Below are 23,968 nucleotides of genomic sequence, written 5' to 3'. Positions count from 1 at the left end.
CCTCCTACCGGTGAGATGTCTCCGAATAGAGTTCGGTTAGGCGCCATGCACTTTTCGTCCGGTTGCTACTTGGAAAGGGCGCACAGGCCCTGTCGCCGGCGATGCAGGTCGGGCTTTGGCCCGTCGCAACCCGATGACGCTCTGACCACTAGCCGGTTATGCCGATGTAAACGGCATAACCGGCCGAAGCGATAATCAACAGATAGCCGATGGGCCTGAGGATCGCGGCCAATACCGCGAAAAAGGGTGGCACCCGCCTGCCCCGGAACTGCCGTTCGACCTGACGCGGGTAATAGCGGGCAAAATAGATTCCCACCGCAATGTTGATCAACAGCGAAAAAAAGGTGGCGATGGTCACCGGACATCCTTTTGCAGGATGACCGCCTCGGCAGAGACAATCCGGTCCAGCCGGATGCGAAAGTGTCGGCCATCGAGGTCCTCCACGAACAGGAACTCCTCCTTGCTCGCTTCGGTTTTCAGGTCGAGGGGTCGCAGGGTGCCGATGCAGCAGTTGCCATCGACATCGCGCCAGTGCATTCGAAGCCTCTGCCGATGCATGATCGCCAGTTCATAACCGGAGTAAACTGCACAATCGATAGGGCGGTAGTCAGCACTCATCTTCACGCCGCACCTCGATACGGAGGGATTGGCCGCCCGCCCCGGAGACCAGGACACGCAGGGGCCGGCAGCAGACCTCGCAGTCCTCGATATAATCCTGTTCGGCCACCGATGGGTCAATCACCAGTTCCAGCGGCTCTCCGCAGTAGGGGCATTCCGTCTTGGCGGACTGTTGCATGCTCACCTCAATCGGGTAGAAACCCCTCCAGCAGTTCGTTCAGGTAGTTTCTTCCCCGCTCCGTGGCAGAGATGCGATCGATGCCCCAATGAATCAGTCCCCGCTCTTCGGCAACCCTGAGCGGTTTTTCGACAGCGTACAGGGGCAAACCGGTACGCTGCTCGAAGAGTTGCGGCTCGAAGCCATCAAACAGTCGCAGCGCATTCATCATGAATTCCAGAGGCACATCGAAACGGCCCACACGATGCTGCTCACCCATCACCTCTCCGGAGGAGGCCTGTGCCAGCCAGGCGTCGGGATGGCGCGGCTTACGGCAGCGCACGATGCGCCCCAGTGCCGTGTCGGTGCGTTTGCCGTGGGCGCCGGGACCAATCCCGAGATAGTCTCCGAACCTCCAGTAATTCAGGTTATGAATACACTGCTGCCCGGGGCGGGCGAAGGCCGAGATTTCGTAGGGCCGATAACCCGCCGCGGTAAGGCGCTCACGGCCCTGTCGATGCATCGTCCACAGTGATTCATCATCGGGCAGCGGCGGTGGCGCCTGGTGAAAAGCGGTATTCGGCTCCAGAGTGAGCTGGTAATAGGAGAGGTGGGCCGGTTCCAGTGCAATCGCCTGCTCCAGGTCGGAGAGGGCCGCCTCCGGACTCTGTCCGGGCAGGCCGTACATCAGGTCGAGATTGAAGTTATCCAGCCCGCAGCGATGGGCCGCCTCGGCGGCGACTGCGGCCTCCGCACCCGTATGGATACGGCCGATGGCCTCCAGCCGGGCATCATCGAAGCTCTGCACGCCGATGGAGAGGCGGTTGATCCCGGCCGCACGGTATTCGGCGAACCGACCCTGCTCCAGTGTGCCCGGATTGGCCTCCAGGGTCACCTCCAGGTCCGGCTCGAAACCGAACCGGGCCCGCAGGCCCGACAGCAGCCGGTCCAGCGCCTCGGCACTCAGCAGGCTGGGCGTGCCGCCGCCGATAAAGATGCTGGTCAGCGACCGGCCCCAGACCCTCGGCAGCTCGCCATCGACATCGGCCAGTAGCGCATCGATAAATGCCGCCTCGGGAATGCCGTCCCGCACCGCATGGGAATTGAAATCGCAATAGGGGCACTTGCGCACACACCACGGGAAGTGGATGTAGAGCGAAAGCGGCAGTACGGAAGTGTAGTTCAGCATGATTTTGTCACGGCCAATGCACAGTACACTCCATTAGGCAAAGAGCGCGCCTGTGCGTTCCACCAACCCTGAAACCCGGCAGCATAACCACAGAGAACAGAGACATTGTCGGCTAGAGCCCGACCTACGAAGGCGTTGCGCATGGCAGTTTGACTACCGAGATATCTGAAGGGTGTTTAGTCCGGATCGCCATGTCTTCCGTGGTGATCCGCCGTTTGTTTATGCCTTCAGCGCCTCAACCAGTGCCCGCAGGGCCTGACCACGGTGGGAGAGGCGATTTTTCTCTTCCCCCGGAAGCTGTGCGGCGGTGCACTCGTGATCGGGAACATAAAAGACGGGGTCGTAGCCGAAGCCGCTTTCACCCTTCGGCTCGTGGGTGATACGCCCCTCCCAACTGCCCTGGCAAATGATGGGGGTGGGGTCGGCTTCGTGTTCCATATAGACCATCAGGCACTGAAAGCGCGCGGTGCGTCTGGCGTCTTCGATGCCGCTCAACTCTTCGAGAAGCTTTTCCAGGTTGGCCCGATCGGTGGCGCCGGGGCCGGCATAACGAGCGGAGTAGATCCCGGGTGCGCCCTTGAGGACATCCACCTCCAGACCCGAATCGTCGGCGATGGCGGGCAGCCCGGTATGCCCGGCGGCATTACGGGCCTTCAGGATCGCGTTCTCCACGAATGTCAGTCCCGTCTCATCGACCTCTTCCACACCGAACTCCGTCTGCGGCACCACCTCGATATCCAGGCCGGCGAGGATCTCGTTGATCTCCCGCACCTTGCCCCTGTTGCCACTGGCCAGTACAACTCGCTTCATATCAGAATCCTTATGACTATTGACCACGGGGTGCACGGGGCACACGGGGCTTTCCTTGCTGCACTCGTGAGATCCGGACCTGAAGAAGCAGTAACAGGAACCGGAAGGCTTTTAAACCTTCCTATCCCTCCGTGCTCCCCGTGCATCCCGTGGTTAACTTTACTTCAACCTTCGAGCGCCTCGGTCTGCTTGCGGATGAGATCGGCGATGCCGCCTTCGGCCAGATCGATCATGGCGTCGAACTCATCACGCCGGAAGGCGTGCCCTTCAGCGGTACCCTGGACTTCAATAAAGGCCCTGCCGTCGTTCATCACCACGTTCATGTCCGTCTCGGCGGTGGAGTCTTCCGCATAGTCCAGGTCCAGAACCGGCGTGCCCTCGTAGATACCCACCGAGACAGAGGCAATCTTGCCGTGCAGCGGGTTCTTTTTGATAACCCGCTTCTTGAGAAGGTGCTGCATGGCATCGGCGAGGGCCACAAAGCCACCGGTAATGGAGGCGGTACGGGTGCCACCGTCGGCCTGGATCACGTCGCAATCGATGGTGACGGTGCGCTCGCCGAGAGCCTCGCGGTCCATCACCGCTCGCAGGGAGCGCCCAATCAGGCGCTGGATCTCCATGGTGCGCCCACCCTGGCGACCCTGAGCCGCCTCACGCCCCATGCGCGAGCCGGTGGAACGGGGCAGCATTCCGTATTCGGCGGTCACCCAGCCACAGCCCTTGCCCTTGAGAAAACGTGGAATACGCTCATCCACACTGGCCGTGCAGATCACTTTGGTATCGCCGAACTCGACCAATACGGAACCCTCGGCGTGCTTGGTGTAATTGCGGGTGAAGCGAATGTTGCGCAGTTCGTCGGGGGCTCGTCCGCTCGGACGCATGGTCAGTACTCCTGGATGGGTGGTTTGACGGGGTATTGTAAACGGAGCAACAGCCCGGTGCGAACAAGACGCCGCAGGAGCCAGGGTGCATACTCCCATTTTTGATGCCGGCGAGAACCAAGTCCTGGATAGCAGGTACGCTGTTGCCGACGACCTGCTATCAAGGACTTACACCGCTCGCTTCAAAGTATGCGGTTGCCCTGCCGCAGGAGCGACGGGACTGGGCGGTACTGCTTGAGGTTTCGGGGCGGCAGCTGCCGCTCCTACCGATCCATCTCTTTTTCGTACTCGTGGATGATCTGCTGAATTTGATCGATCGCACTCTCCAACTTTTCCGGTGCGGGGCGTTCACGCACCAGTTCGACCGGACGGCGGCGCCCCAAGCACTTCAGAAAACGCAGGGCGACCACACTGATATTGTCGGCGTTGGGATAGGCACTGTTTTCCGCCCGATCCGCCATCAATTCCATCGATTCCTCCAGGGTCGATGCACAACCGAGGAGATCGGCCAGTTCACTCTCCCTGACCGGATCCCAAAGGCCATCCGAGCAGAGCAGGAGGACATCCTTTTCCTGCAAGGCTATGGGTGTTGCCAATGCCACCTCGGGGCGATAACGAGTGCAGCCGATACACTGGGTAATCTGGTTTCGGCGTGGATGCCTGGAGCGCTCCTCATCATCGATCAGCCCCTGTTGATAGAGACTTTCCACATAGGAATGGTCACGGGTGCGATAGATGGTGCGGCCACCGCGAAAGAGGTATAAGCGGCTATCTCCGACATGGGCCCAGTGCGCCTCTCCGTGCTGAATCAGACAGAGAACGGCGGTGGTTCCAAAGCTGGAATGCTCCTGATCAGCGGAAAGGTCCTCAATCAGTTTATCGTGGGAACGATGGATGATATCGCACAATAGGCGACCGGTATCCGGCACGGGCCGGGGTGAGTTCAGGTAGAGCTCGCTGGCAACGTCGACAACTGCCTGGGCAGCAATTTCCCCCTGCTCCAGGCCGCCCATCCCGTCGGCAAGAACCAGAAGAACGCCATCATCGCTTTCGATGGCCGTCAGCCGGTCCTGGTTGGAAGCGCGGTTTCCCAGACGGTTGACACAACCGGTTTCGTAGCGCATGGGGTCACCCCTTTCCCCAAGGCAGACTGTTCGCGATACGCTCCAGCACCGAGCTGTTCTGTCGCTTGTCGTCCCTTTTTCCGGGGTCGTTCATGGCCTCGAACAGTTCATCGACGCTCTGCGGCCGGTGCAGGGGATCCACCTCCGTTGCCCAGTCGATGACGGCCAGGAGACCACTCGAATAGTGTTTTTTAAAGGTCTCCACGGCCGGTCGCATCGTGTCGTTCAGGCGCCGCTTTTCGGCAGGCGGGGGGGCTACCCCTTCGATGCAGGTCCGCATTGTGGCGCCCAGGGCATAGATATCCGACCAGGGACCCACATAGCCCCCCGCCATGGACTGCTCGATTGGGGAGTAACCGAGTGTGACCACCTGTCCCGGCTGGTATTTACGGCTCTGCTGCTGCTGGTGGACGGCGCCGAAGTCCAGCAACAGCGGTTCACCATGTGCCCGCAGATAGATATTGCCCGGTTTGATATCGAGATGTAACAGATCATGCCCGTGAATGGCCTTGAGGCCATCGAGCAGGCGCGTGAAGACCTTGCGGATAAGCTCCTCGCTAAGATTTCCCTTATGCCGCCTGATATAGGCCTGCAGATCGATGCCCTTGTGGAACTCCGTGACCATATAGACCGTATCGTTGGCCCGGAAGAAGTTGATCACGTTGACGATAGTCGGGTGCTTCAGGGTGGCGAGAATGCTCGCCTCCTGGAAAAACAGCCGACGGCCGTGGGTGAACTTCTCCATTGCCGCCTCGTCTTCGGTGCGCACCGTCTTACCGTCGCTGGCCCGTTTGGCGAGCTTGCGCGGCATGTATTCCTTGATGACCACCTGGGCCCCACTGTCCACGACATGGCCCAGGTAGACGATGCTGAACCCGCCACCACCAATGACCTTGCTGATGACATAGTTATCGACACGGGTGCCGACCGGCAGGTTGACGTTTTCGGTAGTTTCGGACATTGGAGATTACGTGGGCCGACCAACTCGACAGGCAAGTTCGTGACGACCTTGGTTTCGGTTTAAGATGCTCAATCGCGTTTATATAGCATACACGTCAGGGAGCTCATATGTTGCGCAGCATGACCGCATTCGCACGGCAAGAAATTCAGGGTGATTGGGGCGCCCTGGCACTGGAGTTACGTTCGGTGAACCATCGCTACCTGGAGATTGCGTTACGGCTTCCGGAGGAGTTCCGCGCCCGAGAGCCGGCCATCCGCGAACAGATGGGTAAACACCTCGGGCGCGGCAAAGTGGACGTATCGCTGCGCTACACCCCACCCGCCGGAGGTGCCGAACTCCAGCTCAATCAGGCGCTGGCCAAACAGCTGGCCCAATTCAGCCGCGAAGTGGATGCGCTAATCTATAATGCTTCGCCGGTCAGCTCCATGGATATCCTGCACTGGCCCGGGGTTCTCGAATCACCGCGCCCCGATCCCGATCAGCTTCAGGAACGATTCATGGTGCTGCTCGAAGAGGCCCTGGGAGAACTGGTGGCCACGCGCGAACGGGAAGGTGAGCGACTCGAGTCGTTGATTGTACAGCGTTGCGACGCCATCGGGGAGGTGGTGAAAGAGGTCCGCACGCGCCTTCCGGAACTCCGGCAACGGCTTCGCGAGCGTCTGGAACAGCGGCTGGCGGAGGCTCGTGCGGAGCTGGACGAGGGGCGACTGGAACAGGAGGTGGTCTATTTCGCCAACAAGCTCGACGTGGATGAAGAACTGGATCGGCTGGATGCGCATATCGACGAGGTACGCCGTGTCCTGAAGGAGAAAAAACCGGTCGGCAGGCGACTGGACTTCCTGATGCAGGAGCTGAACCGGGAAGCCAATACGCTGGCTTCGAAATCCAGCGATACCAAGGTAACCCGCGCCTCGGTGGACCTGAAGGTCTACATCGAACAGATGCGCGAACAGGTGCAGAACATCGAATAGATGATGGGGTTCGCAGGCTCACCCCATCCTACGGTTGCCGGGCAGATACGCGAACAGGGGCAGAACGAAACAACGGCACCAAATGTAGGATGGGGTGAGCCCCGCGAACCCCATCGACGGTGTACGTCAAGAAAAGCAATGTAGGATAGGGTGAGCCCGCGAATCCCATCAGGACAAGGAGGTCATCATGACCAATTACCGCCGCAACCGGGTCATGGGCGGTACGTACTTTTTTACTGTCAACCTGTATGACCGCACATCCCGATTGCTGATCGACGAAATCGACCGGTTCCGAGCCGCAGTTCGGTACGCTCGGCACAATCACCCCTTCCGCATTGATGCCTGGGTGGTTCTGCCCGAGCACATGCATGCCGTTTGGACACTGCCGACGGGCGACGCCGATTTTGCGACACGCTGGTCACTGATAAAAGCGACATTCTCACGCTCGATTCCAAAACGGGAGACGGTGTCCGTGAGCCGTGCAGGCAAAGAGGAGCGTGGGATTTGGCAGCGCCGCTACTGGGAACACACGATACGTGACGAGGAAGACTTCAGGCGCTGCGTCGATTACGTCCATATCAACCCGCTGAAACACGACTGGGTAAAGCGTGTCGCCGACTGGCCGTTTTCAACGTTTCACCAGCACGTACGGCAAGGATCATACCCTCCGGACTGGGGTACGGACACGGATGTCAAGGGAGACTTCGGCGAACGGCAATGATGGGGTTCGCAAGCTCACCCCATCTACAATCTGCGGCAAAATGCAGGATTCGGTAGAGCCCACGAACACTAAATAACAGGACAGCGATACGGCATTCGGTTTGGTCACCGATTGCCGCCTGCAAAATGTAGGATGGGGTGAGCCTGCGAACCCCATCAAGGGTGTACGCCGAGAAAGTAACGCGAAAACCATCTAACATCCGGTAACGCGCGGGTAAATGCACACACCAAGGAGTTCATTTATGACGGCAAATGCTGCCGCCCACGGTACGCTGTTCATCATCTCCGCCCCTTCCGGGGCGGGAAAAACCAGTCTGGTCAAAGCGCTGGTGGCATCCACCGCTGGGCTGGAGGTCTCCGTCTCCCACACCACGCGCCCCATGCGGACGGGCGAGGAGAACGGGGTCGACTATCATTTCGTGGAGGCCGATGCCTTCCTGAAGATGGCGGAACAGGGCGCGTTCCTGGAGCATGCGCAGGTTTTCGACAACTTTTACGGGACGGCCGAGTCGACCGTGGTGGAACGCCTGGCGGCGGGTCGGGACGTGATTCTGGAGATCGACTGGCAAGGGGCGCAGCAGGTCCGCCAACGACTACCCGAGGCAGTGGGGATCTTCATCCTTCCGCCCTCGATGGAGGCGCTGGAGCAGCGCCTCAAGGGGCGCGGGCAGGATGATCAGGCGATTATCGACCGTCGCATGCGCGATGCGGTCAGCGAAATGAGCCATTACGCCGAATTCGATTATCTGGTGGTGAACGACGACTTCGATACGGCACTGGATGAACTGCGCTGCATTGTCACCAGCCAGCGGCTGCATCGACCCGTGCAGGAGGCCCGCCATGGCGAGAACCTGCAGCTATTATTGAAGGAACCGGGGCACTAAAGCACCGGTTTCGCCAACGTAGATCGGCCTTCAGGCCGACACGAATTCGGGCTGTAGCCCAAACTCTACAAACCCTATGCGGTCGGGGTTTTGAAGGGGATACTTCATCACCCGATGTGTCATTTCCTATGCATCCGGGTTATGATCCGACTCCTTAATAGCCAAACGCCCTAAAGCAGGAGAATGCCGGATGGCTCGAGTAACCGTCGAAGACTGCCTCGATAACGTCGACAATCGTTTTCAGTTGGTGCTGCTTGCCACGCGGCGTGCCCGTCAGCTGGCCAACGGGAAAGAGGCATTGCTGGACTGGGAAAACGATAAACCGACCGTCGTGGCCCTGCGCGAGATCGCAGAAGGCAAGGTGGGCCGCGAACTGCTGAACACAACGGCCGCCGAAGATCTGTCCGCCGCCGCGCCGACTGTCAGCGAGGATGAGGCCCGCGAAGAGACCACCTGACCCGGCGCCGATCATGACGGTGCTGGAGGAAGGCCCGGTTTTCCTCATCAGTGATCTGTGCGATCTGCTTGAGTCCTATCTTGAGCCCGCCCAGGTCGCCGAGGTTTACCGGGCCTATCTGTTTGGTGCCGAGGCCCATGAAGGTCAGCACCGCCTCTCCGGCGAACCCTATATCTATCACCCGCTTGCCGTGGCGCGCATCCTCGCCGAGATGCGCATGGACGCCTGCAGCATCGTTGCCGCCATTCTCCACGACGTCATCGAGGACACGACCACTGCCAAAGAGCAGTTGGTCACCGAATTCGGTGAAGAGGTCGCCGAGCTGGTCGACGGCGTCAGCAAGCTTACCCACATCGAGTTCGAATCGAAGGCCGAGGCCCAGGCCGAGAACTTCCGCAAAATGATGCTGGCTATGGTGCGGGATATCCGCGTCATCCTCATCAAGCTCGCCGATCGGCTTCACAACATGCGCACCCTGGGTGTCATGCGCCCCGACAAGCGCCGCCGTATCGCCCGCGAAACCCTCGAGACCTATGCCCCCATCGCCAGCCGCCTGGGCATCAATTCGGTGCGGTTGGAACTTCAGGATCTCGGTTTTGCCGCCTACCACCCGATGCGCTACCAGGTGCTCGCCGAGGCGGTCCGCAAGGCCTGCGGGCATCGCAAGGAGGTGGTGCTTCGTGTACAGAGCGCCATCCAGGAACGGCTGCGTCAGGAGAACCTGTCGGGCGAGATCGACGGGCGTGAAAAGCACCTGTACAGCATCTATAAAAAGATGCGCAACAAGAACGTCTCCTTTACGGATGTCATGGATGTGTTCGCACTGCGCATCGTCGTGGATAGTGTGGATACCTGCTATCGCGTGCTCGGTGCGGTGCACAATCTCTATAAACCGATGCCGGGCAAGTTCAAGGACTACATTGCCATTCCCAAAGCCAACGGTTACCAGTCGCTGCACACCACGCTTCTCTCCCCCTACGGATTTCCGCTCGAGGTACAGATCCGCACCGAGGATATGGACAAGGTGGCGCGTGCCGGCATTGCCGCCCACTGGCTCTACAAAAGCGGCGAAGAGAGCCATTCCATCGCCCAGGCCCGAGCCCGCCAGTGGCTCTCCAACCTGTTGGAGATGCAGAAGAGTGCGGGCGACTCAATGGAGTTCCTCGAAAACGTCAAGGTCGACCTGTTTCCCGACGAGGTCTACGTCTTCACGCCCAAAGGGGAGATCATGGAGCTTCCCCGAGGGGCCACCGCGGTGGATTTTGCCTACGCCGTGCATACCGACGTGGGCAAGCGCTGTGTCGCCGCCAAGGTGGAGCGGCGCCTGGTACCACTGCACACCAAACTCCAGAGCGGCCAGTCGGTAGAGGTGATCACCGCCCCGGGAGCCCGCCCCAATCCTACCTGGCTGAACTTTGTCGTCACCGGCAAGGCGCGGGCCACCATTCGCCACTACCTCAAGAACCTCAAGCGGGACGAGTCGGTAGCCCTGGGTCGGCGCATGCTGGAAAAAGCCATGGCCGCGCATGAACGGCATTTGGACGATGTATCGAGCGAACGCCTGAGGGCACTGCTCACGGAATACAAGCTGGAGACCCTTGAGGATCTACTGGCGGAGATCGGGCTGGGTAACCGTATGGCACCGCTGGTGACCGGAACCCTCATGCGCGACCAGCTGGTCCCGCGTCAGGAACCGGACGAATCCGCGGATCAGAGACCATCCCTGGTCATCAAGGGAACGGAAGGAACGGTGGTCTCTTTCGCCAAATGCTGCCGCCCCATTCCCGGTGACCACATCCTCGGTTTTCTCACTGCCGGCCGCGGTGTCGTGGTCCATACCCAAACTTGCAAAAACCTTTCCGAATACCGCAAGAGGCCCGAACGCTGGCTCGACGTGGAGTGGGAAAACGGCGTAGAGGGCGACTTCCCGGTGGATATCCGGATCGAAGTGGCCAACCAGCGCGGCGTACTCGCCACCCTGGCCGCGAATGTCGCTGAGACCGGAGCCAATATCGACAACGTCAGCCTCGAAGAGCGTGACGGTGTCCACGCCGCCATTTTCCTGACCCTGTCGGTATCCGGCCGCCGCCACCTGGCACGAATCATCCGCCGACTTCGAACCGTCCCGGAAGTCCTGAAGATCACCCGGGTGCGGGGATAGATCCTCCTTACAAATTCGGGTTGGTTGGCGAACAAAGCAGACCGACAGTGCCTACCAGATGAACGAGACACCGCTCAGGTTATCGCTCTTGCGCCGTCGCAGGGTTTCTTCTCGTTGGATACGATTCGTACCTCCCCAGATCCTCCGTTTTCGTCGGTCTTCGGATCAGTCTTCGAACCCTGACCTTAGACCAATGAGAACCGGGCACATGTTAGGCAACTCCGAAGCTAATCAGGCTGGTTCTTTAAGCGGATGAATACCTACCAAGCCTCGCCTGCTTTTGCACCTACGTATCAACCACCCGTTACCGGACTGACTGCAAGGCTCGAAACCGGTCCCGTAGCTAGCGGTGACCCGGGCGGGAATCCCACCGGCTAGAACGTGCAGCATTGCCAAGCCGCTGCTGACCCTGTTAAATCGCCTACCTTTATTTGCGCTTTAGAAAGCCCCTCAACCATTCTAACGCTCCGGGAGCCGTAGCTATTACGTACGGTAATCACCCGCGGTGTGCCCAGGTGGTCGACATGGATATAGTGAATTTCGCCGTTCTGCATGGTGGCCGCTCGGCCACGAGGCCGGCAAAGCGTTGTTGATGTGATTGGCGCTCTCTTCTTTATTTGATACGCACAAACAGACGGCAAAAAAATGCATTTACCAAAAGAGTCGCAAAGAACAGAAGCGAAAGCGAAAACATGTTCACGAGTAGCCAAACACCGCCTACTTCATGAATTGCATTATAGCCACTAACGAAACCCCTCTGCCCATTAAGGCTACTATTAACATAGATCTTGAAATCGAAGAAATAAAATATGGCCGCACTAAAAATGCTCAGCAGAGCCGCTTTTACGCCAAGTATCTTAGGGCCATCCTTCCACCCAAACAGGCACAAAACAAAGCAGCTTGCCGCTGCAATCATATAATATCCCGATAACCCGTAGAGGTAAGCATCAAAACCATATTTTGATATCAAAAAAATTGCTGCCTCAAACCCAGACAAAACTCCTTTTTCACCAAACTCCTTGACGGGCTTCGCGTAAGTCACCGTAAGCAGCCAATACACGTTAGCTGATACAAACGCACTGACCACACTACTAAGGAACGCAGTTGTTACGAGTCGACCTCTCACTTTCACTTTAGTCTGGGAGTCTGTCACAGAACTTCTGGCCATCCTGGTTGGTAGCTGTAGAAATAAAGCACTGGTACCCTGTCATCGAACCACATTTATGCGCATGACCACCGGATTCGACAAGATCCAATGCAGCGTTTACGGCACCATCAGCAGTACCTGGGCCGCCATCAAAGCACGCCGGCTCACCAATACATATTGGACGGGTTTGCCATGAATACGCCAGCACTTCCTGTCTCTCTTTACCAGAGCACTCATTCTTTTCACATAAGGCGTAAATATTTGCCCAGTTGCTCCATAGCCAAGAAAGGCCTTCGTTTTTTTCTGTTGTCCATCCGATAAACACCCATTTCAGACTGTAAATATCCATATAGACAATCGGATTGGACATCGCATAAACGTAGGTATTCAGCCCACCCTCAAGCCCTATCGGATCAGACTCGATGTATCTCCCGGTGCTCGAATCGTAGTCCCGGAAGTAGTTGTAATGTAGCCCGGTCTCCTCATCAAAATACTGCCCCGGAAACCGCAGATTGTACGCCAGCTTCCGGCCATCCCCATCCGGGTCCTCATTAGCTGGGGCAGTACCGAAGGGATCGGAATCCCACCGCCACACCCCGGTCCCGGTATCGGGTTGGGTAATCACCCGCGGCGTGCCCAGGTGGTCGGCATGGATGTAGTGGATTTCACCGTTCTGCAGGGTGGCAACCGGAAGGTCGCCAAACCAGACAGTCTCCTGCACGGGTGTACCGTCGGGGGTGTATTCGCCCAACAGGCGCCAGTCGTCATACGCAAATAGTCGCTCCTGTGGGAGGGCGGGAGGCAGGCAGGTGTGGCGGCCTTGTGTCTGTTCGGGGCCGTTGGGCCTGTTGTCGGACTTGTCCCTATCCTTACCTTTGCCCTTGCCTTTGTCCGTGCCGATGAGGGTGGCGATGCAGGCGGTGTCCCGCCCATCCACTTGACCGTCGCCGTTGAGGTCGGCGTGTACCGGGTTGGAGCCCTCGCGGATAAGGTCCTGAAGCCCATGCAGGTCTGCCTCGGTGATTTGCCCGTCGCCGTTCAGGTCCGGATTCGCGCCGCTTTCGAGCATGGCCCACTTGTATACCCGCTGGCCCAAAGCGTTGTACAGGTATTCACCGGTGGCTCCCTGGTCGACGCTCACCAGCCGGTCCCGGGCATTGTACTGGTAGTTGTGGCTGCCATCCTGAAGGAGGTTGCCGTTGGCATCGTGCTGGTACGGCGTGCCACCCACGGCCTGCAGGCGATTACTGGCCGTGTCGATACTGTAATCGGTGCTGTTCCCGGTGAGACTGTCGGTTTGATAGATGCGATTGCCGTTGGCATCGTACTCCCAGCTCAGGTTGTAGTCGGGGTCGTTGGCACTGGCGAGCCGGTCGAGGTCGTCGTAGGCGAAGACGCTGTCGGTGACTGTGCCGTTGATTGCAGTGATGTTGCCGACCACATCGTAGCTGAGCTCGCGCTGGTCCGGCCCCAAGCTCTGGCGGATGAGCCGCCCATCGAGGTCATAGCCGCGCACAGCGTGCTGACCGTTGCTCCAGGTCCAGCCGGAGACAGGGCCGAAGGGCTCGTAATCTGCTTGGGAGAGCAGGGTTTCGCCGTTCACCGTGACCTCGACGATTTGGCCATTGGCGTAGCCGTAGTCCACCTCGAGACCAGAGGGGTAAGTCAGCCCGACAAGCTGACCGCTACTGTTGTACTGGTAGCGGGTGGTGAGGGTGTGCTCCGCCCCCTCAACCTGGATGCTCTGGTGGCGGGCGGTGGTGCGCCCGTGTCGGTCGTACTCAAAGGCCGTGCGGCCGCTGGAATCGGTGAGACTTGCCAGCCGGCCGATGCCGTTGGGGGCGGTATCGTAGGTATAAATGTCAACGGTCCCGGCGGCATGGGTCACACGGGTCGGCCGGTTCAGCGCGTCGTACGTGTAGTTGGTGATCTGACCCTTGGCGTCGGTCTTGCTCAACACATTGCCAGCGGCATCATGAGTGTAAATCGTGGTACCGGTGTCGGGGCTGTGCTGCTCGATAAGGTCGCCGAGGCCGTCGTAAAGGTAGGTGGTAGCGTTCCCGTTGGGGTCGGTGACGGTAGTGAGGCGGTCCTGCGCATCGTAGCCGTAGCGGGTGACGCCACCGAGCGGGTCCGTCTGCTCGATTAGGCGGTTCAGGGCGTCAAAGCTGTTCGCGTGCAGGCGCCCGAGCGGGTCGAAGGTATCGATCAGGTTGTCGTTACGGTCGTAGCCGTAGTGGGCAGTCTGACCGTCGGCACCAATGCTGCGCAGCAGCCGGCTCAGTTCGTCATAGACCTTCTGCTGGCTGCGGGCCAATCGGCCATCGGCATCGTACACCTTTTCGCTGGTGCGGTTGCCCATGGCATCGAGAGTGTAGTCAATATGGTTACCGACAGTGTCGCTGAGGCCGATGAGGCGGTTGGCTGCATCGTAGCGGTAGTGCAGCGCGACTCCGCCCGGAGCGGTGACGCCGGTGAGGTTGCCGACGGCATCATAGGCCATGGTAGTGGTCTCGCTACCCACCTGGCTGGTGATGAGGCGGCCGTTTTCATCATAGGTGAGAAGGGTTTGCAGGCCATTGGCGTCACGGGTCAGCGTGGGACGGCCATAATTATCGCGGCTCACGGTTTCAGTGACGTGACCCAACGCATTGGTCACCCGACTCAAGCGGCCACTGGCATCATAGCTGTACGTGGTGATGTCAGCCGCATCCTCGCGCGGGCCGTCGACGCTCTCCAGCAAGCCCTGACTGTTGTAGGTGTAGCCGCTGGTGCGGGAGGCGCCGCTTGTCAGGTCGGTCACGGTGCGCGAAAGCGTGCGGCCTTCACCATCGTAGGTGTAGCGGGTTTCCGTGTTCCCTTCGGTGACCACCAGCGGTTTGCGCAGTGATGTGTCCCACTCGGTGGCAATAGTGCGCTCCTCGGACAGGCCTGCCGCTTCGGTGCGGGCGAGTTCCAGGCCGTACACATCGCGGCTGAAGCGGGTGGTCACGCCTTCGGCGTCGGTTTTCTCAATGAGGAAGCCATTGTCATCGAAACGGTAGTCCATCGCCGTGCCCTGGCAGGTGGCAGTCGGCTCGCCTTCGACGTGAACGATTTTTCGTACCCCATGGAGGGTTTCGAAGTGGAAGGTGGTGCGCTTGCCCAGGGCGTTGGTCAGTGTAGTGGTGCCGTCTTCGTTATAGCTCACCTCGACGCGCTCGGCGCCGCCGGCCAGTTCGCTCATGACGGCCCGGCCCTGCGTGTCATAGGCCACGGTGTGGCTGCGGTTACCGTTTTCGTCGATGATACCGGTGATCAGCCAGGGCCGCTCGGGGACCTCGTAGAGGTATTGTTTGTTCGTTCCATGCGGATAATCGACCCGACGCAGATAGAGCCCTTCGAACTCATAGGACGTGGTGCGACCGGTCTTGTCGATGATGTGTTGCGGTAGCAGGCCGCTGTCGTTGAGAGCGACTATCAGTAAATCACCGTCCGGGCCACTGATGGTCATCTCCTTGCCGTCGGCGCCGTAGCTGATGGTCTGTTCCTGGCCTGCCGGGTTGCGTATGGCGATTAGCCGGCCGTTGGCGTCGAAAAACTCGCGGGTATTGTCGGCCAGGGAGTAGCGCCAGCTGCCTGCGCCGCCGTTGGCTTCGGCCTGCCACTCGAGTCGCTCGACCACGTCGGGGTCGGGCGTCCAGGAACCACTGCTCAAAGTAAATTCGTAGCTCTGGCCACCGGGACGCCGCACCGCGACCTTGCCGGGCTCCAGACTTTCAATGCGCTGGGTATAGTCAAGACGCCAGCCTAGGTTGAGGCTGTTGTAGGTGCGGGTGAAGACGATGGGGAAACTGCCGGTGCCCCGATAATCGGTATCGCTGAAAAATTTATTGCCGATAGCGAAGTCGATGGGGTTGACAGATTTGGTGCTGTAGCCATCACCGCCTGTGCCGCAGGCGAGCATTTTGCCTGTCTCCACGCCATCGTCAGAAGAGTCTGCACACGCCTCACCTGTGTATTCCCCTTTCAGGGTACTAACCCACTCATTTTCTATGGTGGGTTGGAGGTTATTGATTTGACAGCCGTTATAGCAGCCGTCATGCAGCTCTTCTACGGGGCCGGTGACCGTACCGCTCGAAGCGCAGCACTGCGCAATCCCATTTACAACAGTATATTCGCAAATGCGTGACTCAAATGGTGAGCCGATCCATGCGTTACGTTTGTCACCCGGCTCTTCGTAAGCACAATGTCCTGCCACCGCGCCTGCATTATTCGGGATAGGAACCTTTCCGTTGTTCACTGCCCACTCGGAGCACGCTGCGGACAACGTCTCGTGTTCGCCATATTTCGGCGAAGTCGTCCAATAGAGCCTGATGGTTTCTGCGCTCGCAAACATCGGCGCGACAATCAGCATAATCGCGACGACAGACCACAAAATGCGGACAATCTTTTGAGCTGCCACCACTATCTACCTCTTTTTTCGTTTCTTTATTCCGGCACTGGAGCCAGATGCTGGCACGTGTTAACAGCTTTATGCTGTATTAAACGTTAGGAAAAGGCTGTAGGACATTGCTGAAACTCTTGTAGGAATACCCCGACAAACTTTTCTTGTGGAAATGGCTGCCGGCACTAGTCCCGGCAGGACAGTGGTCTTAAGTCGCCCGTTTCTTTATGCTTCGCGCAAGCAGGAAAACCGAGGAGCCTTTTATGGCACGTGAGATCATCCAGACCGACAAGGCCCCTGCGGCCATCGGTACCTATTCCCAGGCCGTCAAGGTGGGGAGCACTGTTTACCTTTCCGGGCAGATCCCGCTGGTTCCCGAAACCATGGAGCTGGTGGGGGACGATGCCGAGGCGCAGATCCGGCGGGTTTTCGATAACCTGTCGGCAGTGGCCGAGGCCGCAGGCGGCTCCCTGGCCGATGTGGCCAAGCTGAACATCTTCCTGACCGACCTGTCGCACTTTCCGCTGGTCAACGAGGTGATGGCCGGCTATTTCCAGCAGCCCTATCCGGCTCGCGCCGCCATCGGGGTCGCTGCGCTGCCCAAGGGCGCCCGGGTGGAGATGGATGCCGTTATGGAGCTCAACGGCTAAGCAGCGTGGCGACGCAAGGTAAGGCCCCTGCCGACCCGACCGATCTTCCGGTCAACGCCTTGCGGGGTGTCGGGCCGCGCATTGCCGAGCGGCTCGAGCGGCTCGGCATCACCCGGGTGTCGGATCTCCTGTTCCATCTTCCCAACCGTTATCAGGACCGCACGCGGGTCACGCCGATAGGCACCCTGCGTCCCGGCGATGAAGCGGTGGTGGAGGGCCGGGTGCAGCTCACGGAGGTGAAGTTCACCCGCCGCCGCATGCTGCTCTCCCGCATCAGCGACGGCACCGGCAGCCTGAGCCTGCGTTTCTTTCACTTCAACGCCGCCCAGCGGGAAATGCTGGAGCGCAGAGTACGGATCCGCTGCTACGGGCAGGTGCGTACCGGTAGCGCCACTCTGGAGATGGTCCATCCGGAATTCCGTCGCATCGAGGGTGAAGAACCGGCAGCGGTGGATGAGCATCTCACCCCGATCTATCCCACCACCGAGGGGCTGCACCAGATCAGTTTGCGCCAGCTCACCGACCAGGCACTGGGGCGAATGGCGGCCGGCGGGCCGCCGGACCTGCTGCCCGAGGTGGTGCGGAAGGAGTTCGGCCTGCCGCCGCTGAACGAGGCGCTATCCTATCTACACCGCCCGCCACCGGATGCGGCCCTGAGCGTGCTGAGCGAGGGGCGGCACCCGGCTCAGCAACGACTGGCCTTTGAAGAACTGCTGGCGCATCGGCTGAGTCTGCGCCGTCTGCGGGCGCGAGTAGTCGACAGCAGTGCCCCGCCGTTGGGCGGCGATGGCCGCCTGCGTGAACGGTTCGAGAGCGCTTTGCCTTTCGCGTTGACCGGAGCCCAGCGGCGTGTCAGCGGCGAAATCGCAGTCGATCTCGACCAGCCGCACCCCATGCAGCGCCTGGTGCAGGGCGATGTGGGTTCGGGCAAGACGGTGGTGGCCGCCCTGGCGGTACTGAAGGCGGTCGAAGCCGGCTTCCAGGCAGCGATTATGGCGCCTACGGAGATCCTGTCCGAACAACACTTTCGAAGTTTCAAAGGCTGGCTGGAACCGTTGGGCCTCGAGGTGGTGTGGCTCTCCGGAAGACTTAGGGCCAAGGCGCGGCGGGAAGCCCTGGAGCGCCTTGCCGGCGGAGCCGCCGCGGTCGCGGTCGGCACCCATGCACTTTTTCAAGAGTCGGTGGATTTCGACGAGCTGGGACTGGTGGTCATCGACGAACAGCACCGCTTTGGTGTACATCAGCGTCTCGCCCTGCGCGAAAAGGGCAAGAGCGGGGAGCGCTATCCCCATCAGCTGATCATGACGGCCACGCCCATCCCCCGAACCCTGGCGATGACCGCCTACGCCGACCTGGACGTCTCGGTAATCGACGAGTTGCCCCCCGGCCGTACGCCGGTGGAGACCGTGGTGGTGGCGGATTCCCGCCGCGACGAAGTGGTAGAGCGGGTCCATGCCGCCTGCCGCAGCGGCGCCCAGGCCTACTGGGTCTGTACGCTGGTGGAGGAGTCGGATGCCCTGCAGTGCCAGGCAGCAGAGGAGAGCGCCGAAGAGTTGGCCGCGGCGCTGCCGGATCTGAAGGTCGGATTGGTGCACGGACGCATGAAGCCAAAGGACAAGGAGTCGGTCATGGCCGAGTTCAAAACGGGGGCCATCGACCTGCTGGTGGCCACCACGGTCATCGAAGTGGGAGTGGATGTTCCCAATGCCAGTCTCATGATCATCGAAAATGCGGAGCGCTTTGGTCTTGCGCAGCTGCACCAGCTACGTGGCCGGGTTGGGCGCGGGCGCAAAAAAAGCAGCTGTGTCCTCATGTATCATGGACCGCTCTCACAGACGGCGCGGCAACGGCTGGCCGCTATGCGCGAGACCGCCGACGGCTTCGAGATCGCCCGCCGCGACCTGGAGCTGCGGGGACCGGGTGAGGTGCTGGGGACCCGGCAGACCGGCATGCTCAACCTGCGTATTGCCGACCTGCAGCGGGATCAGCCGCTGCTGCCGGCGGTGGCCCGTGCCGCCGACCGGCTACTGGAACAGGATGCCGAAGCCGTTGATGCCATTATCCACCGCTGGCTGGGCCAGGGCGAACGCTACGGCGAGGTTTGAAGCTGAGTGGCGGAATGTAGAGTGGAATAGGGACAGTGTATTCCGCCCATTGCCCGACACGGAACCAATCGTTCGGCGAAATACGCTGTCACTAAGTCGCCCTACGGTACGGCGCTTGTCCACGACTCTGCCGTGAGGACACTTCTTCCTCCTCCGTTCTGTTTGGTAATTTTTGAGATTCGGGTTATTTCCATGAAAAGACATCGCGGCAAGGCGGGAAAAGAGCCTGTTTGGCAGGCGGCGAACCGGTTGCGGCGGAATACGCTGCCGCCGCAGCTCGCCGGGTGGCTGCTCGACGACTCCTCTCTGACCCGGAGGCTCAAGCAGGCCTGCGACGGCCGCTTCGCGGTCCGGGTTTTGCGTCAGGGCTGGGCCGTTCCGATGAGCTGCGAAACGGCAGCGCTGAAATTGCCCCTGCGTCGCAGGGCGATGGTGCGGGAGGTGCTGCTGCTTTGTGATGACGTCCCGTGGGTATTTGCGCGTACGATAATTCCCAAGCGCACATTGGGCGGCTCGGGCGGTCGACTGGCGTTTCTCGGCAATCGACCGTTGGGCGAAGTCCTGTTCCGCGACCCGAGGGCGCAGCGTGGCCGCCTGGAGGTAAGCCGAGTAACTCCTGCCGTTCTCGAAGTGGAGAGCGAGGAACCTTGGGTATGGGGACGGCGCTCCATCTTTCGGCTCTCGGGACGTCCACTGCTGGTCAGCGAGTACTTCATTGGTGAGCTGCCGCCCTGGCAAGGTGATTGGAGTCGCTGATGGAAACCCTGGCTATCAACTGGGACCGAATCGGGCGCTATATCCGGATCACCCGCCTGCATGAACCCTGGGACCTCGGCTTCCTCGTGGCCGCCGGACTCTCCGCCAACTGGATGGCCGCCGGGGGCGTGCCGCCCGGCGATACTCTTTTCGCCTTTCTTCTCGGTGCACTGGCGATGCGCTGCGGCGCCTGGGTGTTTTGCGATTTTGCCGACGCCCGTTTCTTTGACGGTTCACCCGAATCATTGGTCGCACGCGGCACCTTCGACATGCAGACGGCCGTACGCCTGTTCACGGTGTTGTGTGCCATTGCGTTCGCAAGCGCCATCTACCTGGGCCGGCATGTAGTGATGTTTTCCCCCTTGGCCTGGGGGTTATTGATCGCCTATCCCTATGCTCGACAGCACACCTTTTTGAGCTCCCTTGTGCTGGCGCTGGCGACGGCCCTGGCCGTGCCCATAGCCTGGCTGGCCAACGGTGAGACTCCCGGGCCGATCGCCTGGCTACTGTTCGTGTTCGTGCTGATGTGGAGTAGCGCCTTTCTGCTTCTGTATGCCCTGCCGCGCCGTGATCAGGAATACCGGCTGGGCGCACGCTCCCTGGTGAATCTCGTAGGTGACGGTGCACCGCTGGTGGTCGGGCTTCTTCAGGCCGGGGCGTTGGCAGCGGCGGCCCTGGCTGGGCAACGGGCCAGCCTGGGGCCCCTTTTCGAGTTCGGCTGGCTGGCCGCAGCAATGGTGGCCATCTATCAGTTGATCCTTTTGGTTAGGGCCCGACACGGCGATGCCGAGCGCGCCTACCAAAGTAATCTGTGGCTTGGTCTGGCAATCTTCGGCGGAATTGCTGCCCATTATGTGTGTCTCCTCACCAAATCGGGTTGAGATCCGAGGCGACGCTTCACTTCATTGAAAACCCGCTATTCCTCATCCCGGCAGCTCTTGGCTTGTTCTCCGACTCCCACCCGGTTAATTTGTGGAATACTTTGAGGTTAGTCGAGGGACACCGTATGCCGACCCCGGGATTCAAGCACTTACTGGTAATGTGGGTAGGGATAGGAGTACTGAGCGGCTGCGACCGGCCACCGGACCTTCTGGAGGCGATCCGATCGGATGGAAAACTGATTGTCGTGACCCGAAACGCCCCTACGACGTATTACCAGGGCCGCGAGGGACCCGAAGGTTACGAATACTCCCTGGTTTCGGCGCTGGCCGAGTCGCTCGAGGTCGAAGTTGAATTCAAGGTCCTCGACTCTGTCGAGGGGGTGCTCGCCACCGTCGCGAATGGCGAAGCTCACCTGGCTGCGGCCGGGATTACACGCACTGAAAGCCGAAACGGCCGATTCCGCTTCGGGCCTGAATACTTCCCGGTGCAGCAGGAAGTCGTCTGCCGGCGGGGGGAACCATTACCCAAATCACCGATCGAATTGACTGAAAAGGCGTTGCGGGTCGCGGCCGGAACCAGTTATCTGGAGCGACTCAAGGCATTGCAGCAGGAGCACCCGAACCTGGCCTGGGAGGCGGACGCGGGCCAGGGGTCCGAACAGTTGCTCTATAAGGTCTGGAAGCGGGAAATTGACTGCACGGTGGCAGATTCCAATATCGTCGCCATCAACCGAAGATACCTTCCCGAATTGCTGGTGGCATTTCCGATCTCCGAACAACAACAACTGGCCTGGGTGCTACCCGAGAATGCGGATGCCTTCGAGGCCTACCTGCATGAATGGTTTCAGGAGGCGAAAGAGGCGGGTCTGATGGCGCGCCTGTATGAACGCTATTACGGTTACGCCGAGATATTCGATTACGTCGACATGCGTGTCTTCATGCGACGCATCGAGAGCCGCCTGCCGCGCTACGAAACCATGTTCAGAGAGGCGGCGGAACACCACCAGCTTCCCTGGACTCTGCTGGCGGCTCAGGCCTATCAGGAGTCGCACTGGAACCCCCGCGCCAAAAGTCCGACCGGAGTGCGGGGCATGATGATGCTGACCCTGAACACCGCCAAGGAGGTCGGCGTTGCAAGCCGGCTGGATCCCGCCCAAAGCGTGCGGGGTGGCGCCAAATACCTTTCGCAAATGATGAAGCGGCTGCCGGAGTCGGTTCAGGGAGAGGACCGCCTCTGGTTCGCGCTGGCCGCGTACAATGTCGGCTTCGCCCATCTGCGGGATGCGCGCACCCTGGCCGAACGCCTGGGGCGCAATCCTGATCGCTGGGTCGATCTCAAAGAGGTGCTGCCGCTGCTTGCCGAAAAGGAGCACTATCGGGATCTCCCCTACGGTTATGCACGTGGCTGGGAGCCGGTCGATTACGTGCAGCGCATTCGCGACTATCGCAACGTCTTCGAACGCCAACTCCTGCAAAAGAGCGTCACGGCCGCCGAACCCAACTAACCCGGGAAACCCATGAGTTCTTCTCTTGAAAAGAGCGTTAAGCACCAGCGTGAAAAGCTCACAGCCCTGCTTGGCAAGCCGATGTTTGCGTTGGCCCATCACTGCGCCGAACGCATCGGGGATCGCAAGGCGCTGGAGCTCCTGCTGGCAGAAAACCTGCCCGAGCTCTCCTGGTGCAAGCACATCTACGTGCTGAACAGCGGGGGGACCCAGATCACCGACAACATCACCCGCGAAGGCCACGACCCGGTCCATTTTGGACGCGATCGTTCCGACCGGCCCTATATGCAGGGAATCGTCGGCACAACAGACTTCAAACTCTCCGACGCCTATATCAGCCGCAACAAAAAACGCCCTTCGCTCACGGCCATTCAGGTCATTCGCAACCCCGAAGGCGAACGTCTCGGATTTCTCGGTACCGACTACGACCTGCGCGAACTGCCCGACACCGAAGCAGTCTACCAGGAGCCGGATGACTGGCGGCAGATTAAGGGCGACCCGGCGATCCGGGGAGGAATGTTTTTACAGCAGCGGGTAGAGAGCAAGATGGACACGCACCTGGACGAGGTGCTGCCGCTGATGAAAGAGCTGGTGATCGAGCACGGTGTGTTTCATGGAAAACTGCACTTCTCCAGCAGCCGGGCAACCATCTGGCTGGCGGACGACCCCTTCGCCTATCGCATTCTCAGCTTCGAGGAGATAACCCATCCCGATATCTGCCTGGCCTATCCACGCCGGCCCTATACCTCGCGGGCCATCGTGCCCAACAAGGACGTGATGCCGATCTTCGAGATGTTTCACACCCTGCGCTTTGCCGATGAGACCGTCTATCTCCGTTCAGGATCGCTGAACGTCTGCAATGGCATGGTCGCGCTGAACTTCTCCTGTGACGGCACCCACTACATGCGTTTCGATGAGTTTCTGAGCAAGGGGATCGATTTCTGGCTTGGTGGAGTGCTCGCCGCGGGTGCGAGTTGCCCCGGATAGCCGGACACCGCATTGAACGGCAGCCACGGGGGCCACAGGGGTAAAACAGGTGTCCGATCTTTTTCTCCCCGTGCGCCCCGTGTTCCCCGTGGCGGGCCATCTCCGTGTTGGCGGAAGACCAGATTACGACCGCCGGCGTGTGAGAGTGGCAGGGCCGGATCGGTGGCGCACCTGATCCGCACTACACGGCTGTCATTGCGAGCCGTACCCCCCGCTGCGCGGCCCCGAATCAATGACGAACTGTTAGCCGTCATTGCGAGGAGCCCCAGCGACGCGGCAATCTGGGGCTTTGGGAGCAGGAGATTACTTCGTCGCTTAGGCTCCTCGTAATGACAGCGAGGGCAAGTTCATCAGGAGCACTGCCCGTCGCTGCGCAGCCCCGAATCAGTGATGAACCTTTAGCCGTCATTGCGAGCCGTGCCCCCAGCTGCGCTGGGCCGAATCAATGACGAACATTTAGCCGTCATTGCGACCCGTACCCCCTGCTGCGCAGACCCGAATCAGTGACGAACCTTTAGCCGTTATTGCGAGCCGCAGCGACTAAAAATCTCGGGCTTAGGACACCAGATTACTTCGTC

20 protein-coding genes and 1 pseudogene are annotated in these 23,968 nt (G+C 60.0%); 11 read left to right on the top strand and 10 right to left on the bottom strand.

Translation table 11 applies throughout. The features are described 5' to 3' along the window. Positions 1-148 precede the first annotated feature (148 nt). From Q7L05_RS04985 to Q7L05_RS04950, 8 genes are all read right to left on the bottom strand, one after another. On the bottom strand, positions 149-358 hold the full coding sequence (locus Q7L05_RS04985) for a hypothetical protein (protein WP_303902861.1): 210 nt from the start codon (positions 356-358) through the stop codon (positions 149-151). Next, on the bottom strand, positions 355-618 hold the full coding sequence (locus tag Q7L05_RS04980) for a Rho-binding antiterminator (protein WP_303902858.1): 264 nt from the start codon (positions 616-618) through the stop codon (positions 355-357). Before Q7L05_RS04980 ends, Q7L05_RS04985 begins: the two co-directional genes overlap by 4 nt. After that, positions 608-796 (bottom strand): CPXCG motif-containing cysteine-rich protein, encoded by a 189-nt coding sequence (locus Q7L05_RS04975; RefSeq protein ID WP_303902856.1) that lies wholly within the window; start codon positions 794-796, stop codon positions 608-610. The genes Q7L05_RS04980 and Q7L05_RS04975 overlap by 11 nt, the downstream gene beginning before the upstream one ends. A gap of 7 nt (positions 797-803) precedes the next feature. Further along, positions 804-1,964: a radical SAM family heme chaperone HemW gene (gene hemW, locus Q7L05_RS04970; protein WP_303902853.1), complete on the bottom strand. Its 1,161-nt coding sequence runs from the start codon at positions 1,962-1,964 to the stop codon at positions 804-806. A 219-nt stretch (positions 1,965-2,183) separates the two neighbouring features. Then, positions 2,184-2,774 carry an XTP/dITP diphosphatase gene (locus Q7L05_RS04965; protein ID WP_303902849.1) on the bottom strand — a complete coding sequence of 197 codons (591 nt, stop codon included), beginning with the start codon at positions 2,772-2,774 and terminating at the stop codon, positions 2,184-2,186. A 164-nt stretch (positions 2,775-2,938) separates the two neighbouring features. Continuing rightward, positions 2,939-3,655: a ribonuclease PH gene (gene rph / locus Q7L05_RS04960; RefSeq protein ID WP_303902846.1), complete on the bottom strand. Its 717-nt coding sequence runs from the start codon at positions 3,653-3,655 to the stop codon at positions 2,939-2,941. Between the two features lie 263 nt (positions 3,656-3,918). Beyond that, positions 3,919-4,779: a PP2C family protein-serine/threonine phosphatase gene (locus Q7L05_RS04955; RefSeq protein ID WP_303902843.1), complete on the bottom strand. Its 861-nt coding sequence runs from the start codon at positions 4,777-4,779 to the stop codon at positions 3,919-3,921. A gap of 4 nt (positions 4,780-4,783) precedes the next feature. After that, positions 4,784-5,740: a serine/threonine protein kinase gene (locus tag Q7L05_RS04950; protein ID WP_303902840.1), complete on the bottom strand. Its 957-nt coding sequence runs from the start codon at positions 5,738-5,740 to the stop codon at positions 4,784-4,786. A gap of 107 nt (positions 5,741-5,847) precedes the next feature. On the opposite strand from Q7L05_RS04950, the gene Q7L05_RS04945 reads away from it, so the two are divergent. The 5 genes from Q7L05_RS04945 (at position 5,848) to spoT (ending at position 10,933) form a co-directional block, all read left to right on the top strand. After that, positions 5,848-6,711: a YicC/YloC family endoribonuclease gene (locus Q7L05_RS04945; RefSeq protein WP_303902837.1), complete on the top strand. Its 864-nt coding sequence runs from the start codon at positions 5,848-5,850 to the stop codon at positions 6,709-6,711. A 187-nt stretch (positions 6,712-6,898) separates the two neighbouring features. Next, positions 6,899-7,432: an REP-associated tyrosine transposase gene (locus Q7L05_RS04940; RefSeq protein WP_303902834.1), complete on the top strand. Its 534-nt coding sequence runs from the start codon at positions 6,899-6,901 to the stop codon at positions 7,430-7,432. A 241-nt stretch (positions 7,433-7,673) separates the two neighbouring features. Next, on the top strand, positions 7,674-8,315 hold the full coding sequence (gene gmk, locus Q7L05_RS04935) for a guanylate kinase (RefSeq protein WP_303902831.1): 642 nt from the start codon (positions 7,674-7,676) through the stop codon (positions 8,313-8,315). Positions 8,316-8,505: 190 nt separating this feature from the next. Then, positions 8,506-8,772 (top strand): DNA-directed RNA polymerase subunit omega, encoded by a 267-nt coding sequence (rpoZ, locus tag Q7L05_RS04930; RefSeq protein ID WP_303902828.1) that lies wholly within the window; start codon positions 8,506-8,508, stop codon positions 8,770-8,772. 13 nt (positions 8,773-8,785) lie between these two features. After that, the gene (spoT, locus tag Q7L05_RS04925) at positions 8,786-10,933 is read left to right on the top strand and encodes a bifunctional GTP diphosphokinase/guanosine-3',5'-bis pyrophosphate 3'-pyrophosphohydrolase (RefSeq protein ID WP_303902825.1); all 2,148 of its coding nucleotides are present in this window, start codon (positions 8,786-8,788) and stop codon (positions 10,931-10,933) included. 613 nt (positions 10,934-11,546) lie between these two features. Here the strand turns inward: spoT and Q7L05_RS04920 are convergent. Together Q7L05_RS04920 and Q7L05_RS04915 are read right to left on the bottom strand one after the other, a co-directional pair. Further along, positions 11,547-11,975, bottom strand: a complete 429-nt coding sequence (locus Q7L05_RS04920) for a hypothetical protein (RefSeq protein ID WP_303902821.1) — start codon at positions 11,973-11,975, stop codon at positions 11,547-11,549. Positions 11,976-12,435: 460 nt separating this feature from the next. Next, positions 12,436-16,041 (bottom strand): annotated as a pseudogene (locus Q7L05_RS04915) (RHS repeat-associated core domain-containing protein); the annotation flags it as partial. A 728-nt stretch (positions 16,042-16,769) separates the two neighbouring features. Between Q7L05_RS04915 and Q7L05_RS04910 the strand changes: the two are divergent. From Q7L05_RS04910 to Q7L05_RS04885, 6 genes are all read left to right on the top strand, one after another. Continuing rightward, positions 16,770-17,156: a RidA family protein gene (locus tag Q7L05_RS04910; protein ID WP_303902815.1), complete on the top strand. Its 387-nt coding sequence runs from the start codon at positions 16,770-16,772 to the stop codon at positions 17,154-17,156. Between the two features lie 5 nt (positions 17,157-17,161). Further along, positions 17,162-19,261 carry an ATP-dependent DNA helicase RecG gene (gene recG / locus Q7L05_RS04905; protein WP_303902812.1) on the top strand — a complete coding sequence of 700 codons (2,100 nt, stop codon included), beginning with the start codon at positions 17,162-17,164 and terminating at the stop codon, positions 19,259-19,261. 192 nt (positions 19,262-19,453) lie between these two features. After that, complete coding sequence (locus tag Q7L05_RS04900) at positions 19,454-20,017, top strand: chorismate--pyruvate lyase family protein (RefSeq protein WP_303902809.1); 564 nt, start codon at positions 19,454-19,456, stop codon at positions 20,015-20,017. Then, positions 20,017-20,898, top strand: coding sequence for a UbiA family prenyltransferase (locus Q7L05_RS04895; RefSeq protein WP_303902806.1), 882 nt, complete (start codon positions 20,017-20,019; stop codon positions 20,896-20,898). The genes Q7L05_RS04900 and Q7L05_RS04895 overlap by 1 nt, the downstream gene beginning before the upstream one ends. A 125-nt stretch (positions 20,899-21,023) precedes the next feature. Further along, complete coding sequence (gene mltF / locus Q7L05_RS04890; protein ID WP_303902803.1) at positions 21,024-22,403, top strand: membrane-bound lytic murein transglycosylase MltF; 1,380 nt, start codon at positions 21,024-21,026, stop codon at positions 22,401-22,403. Between the two features lie 12 nt (positions 22,404-22,415). Further along, complete coding sequence (locus tag Q7L05_RS04885; RefSeq protein WP_303902800.1) at positions 22,416-23,390, top strand: PDC sensor domain-containing protein; 975 nt, start codon at positions 22,416-22,418, stop codon at positions 23,388-23,390. Positions 23,391-23,968: the final 578 nt, after the last annotated feature.

This window comes from Thiohalomonas denitrificans, assembly GCF_016841685.1.
GTDB classification, from domain to species: Bacteria; Pseudomonadota; Gammaproteobacteria; order Thiohalomonadales; family Thiohalomonadaceae; genus Thiohalomonas; species Thiohalomonas denitrificans_A.
The sequence above is the reverse complement of the archived record's forward strand: the minus strand, read 5'-3'. Positions and strand labels throughout refer to the sequence as shown.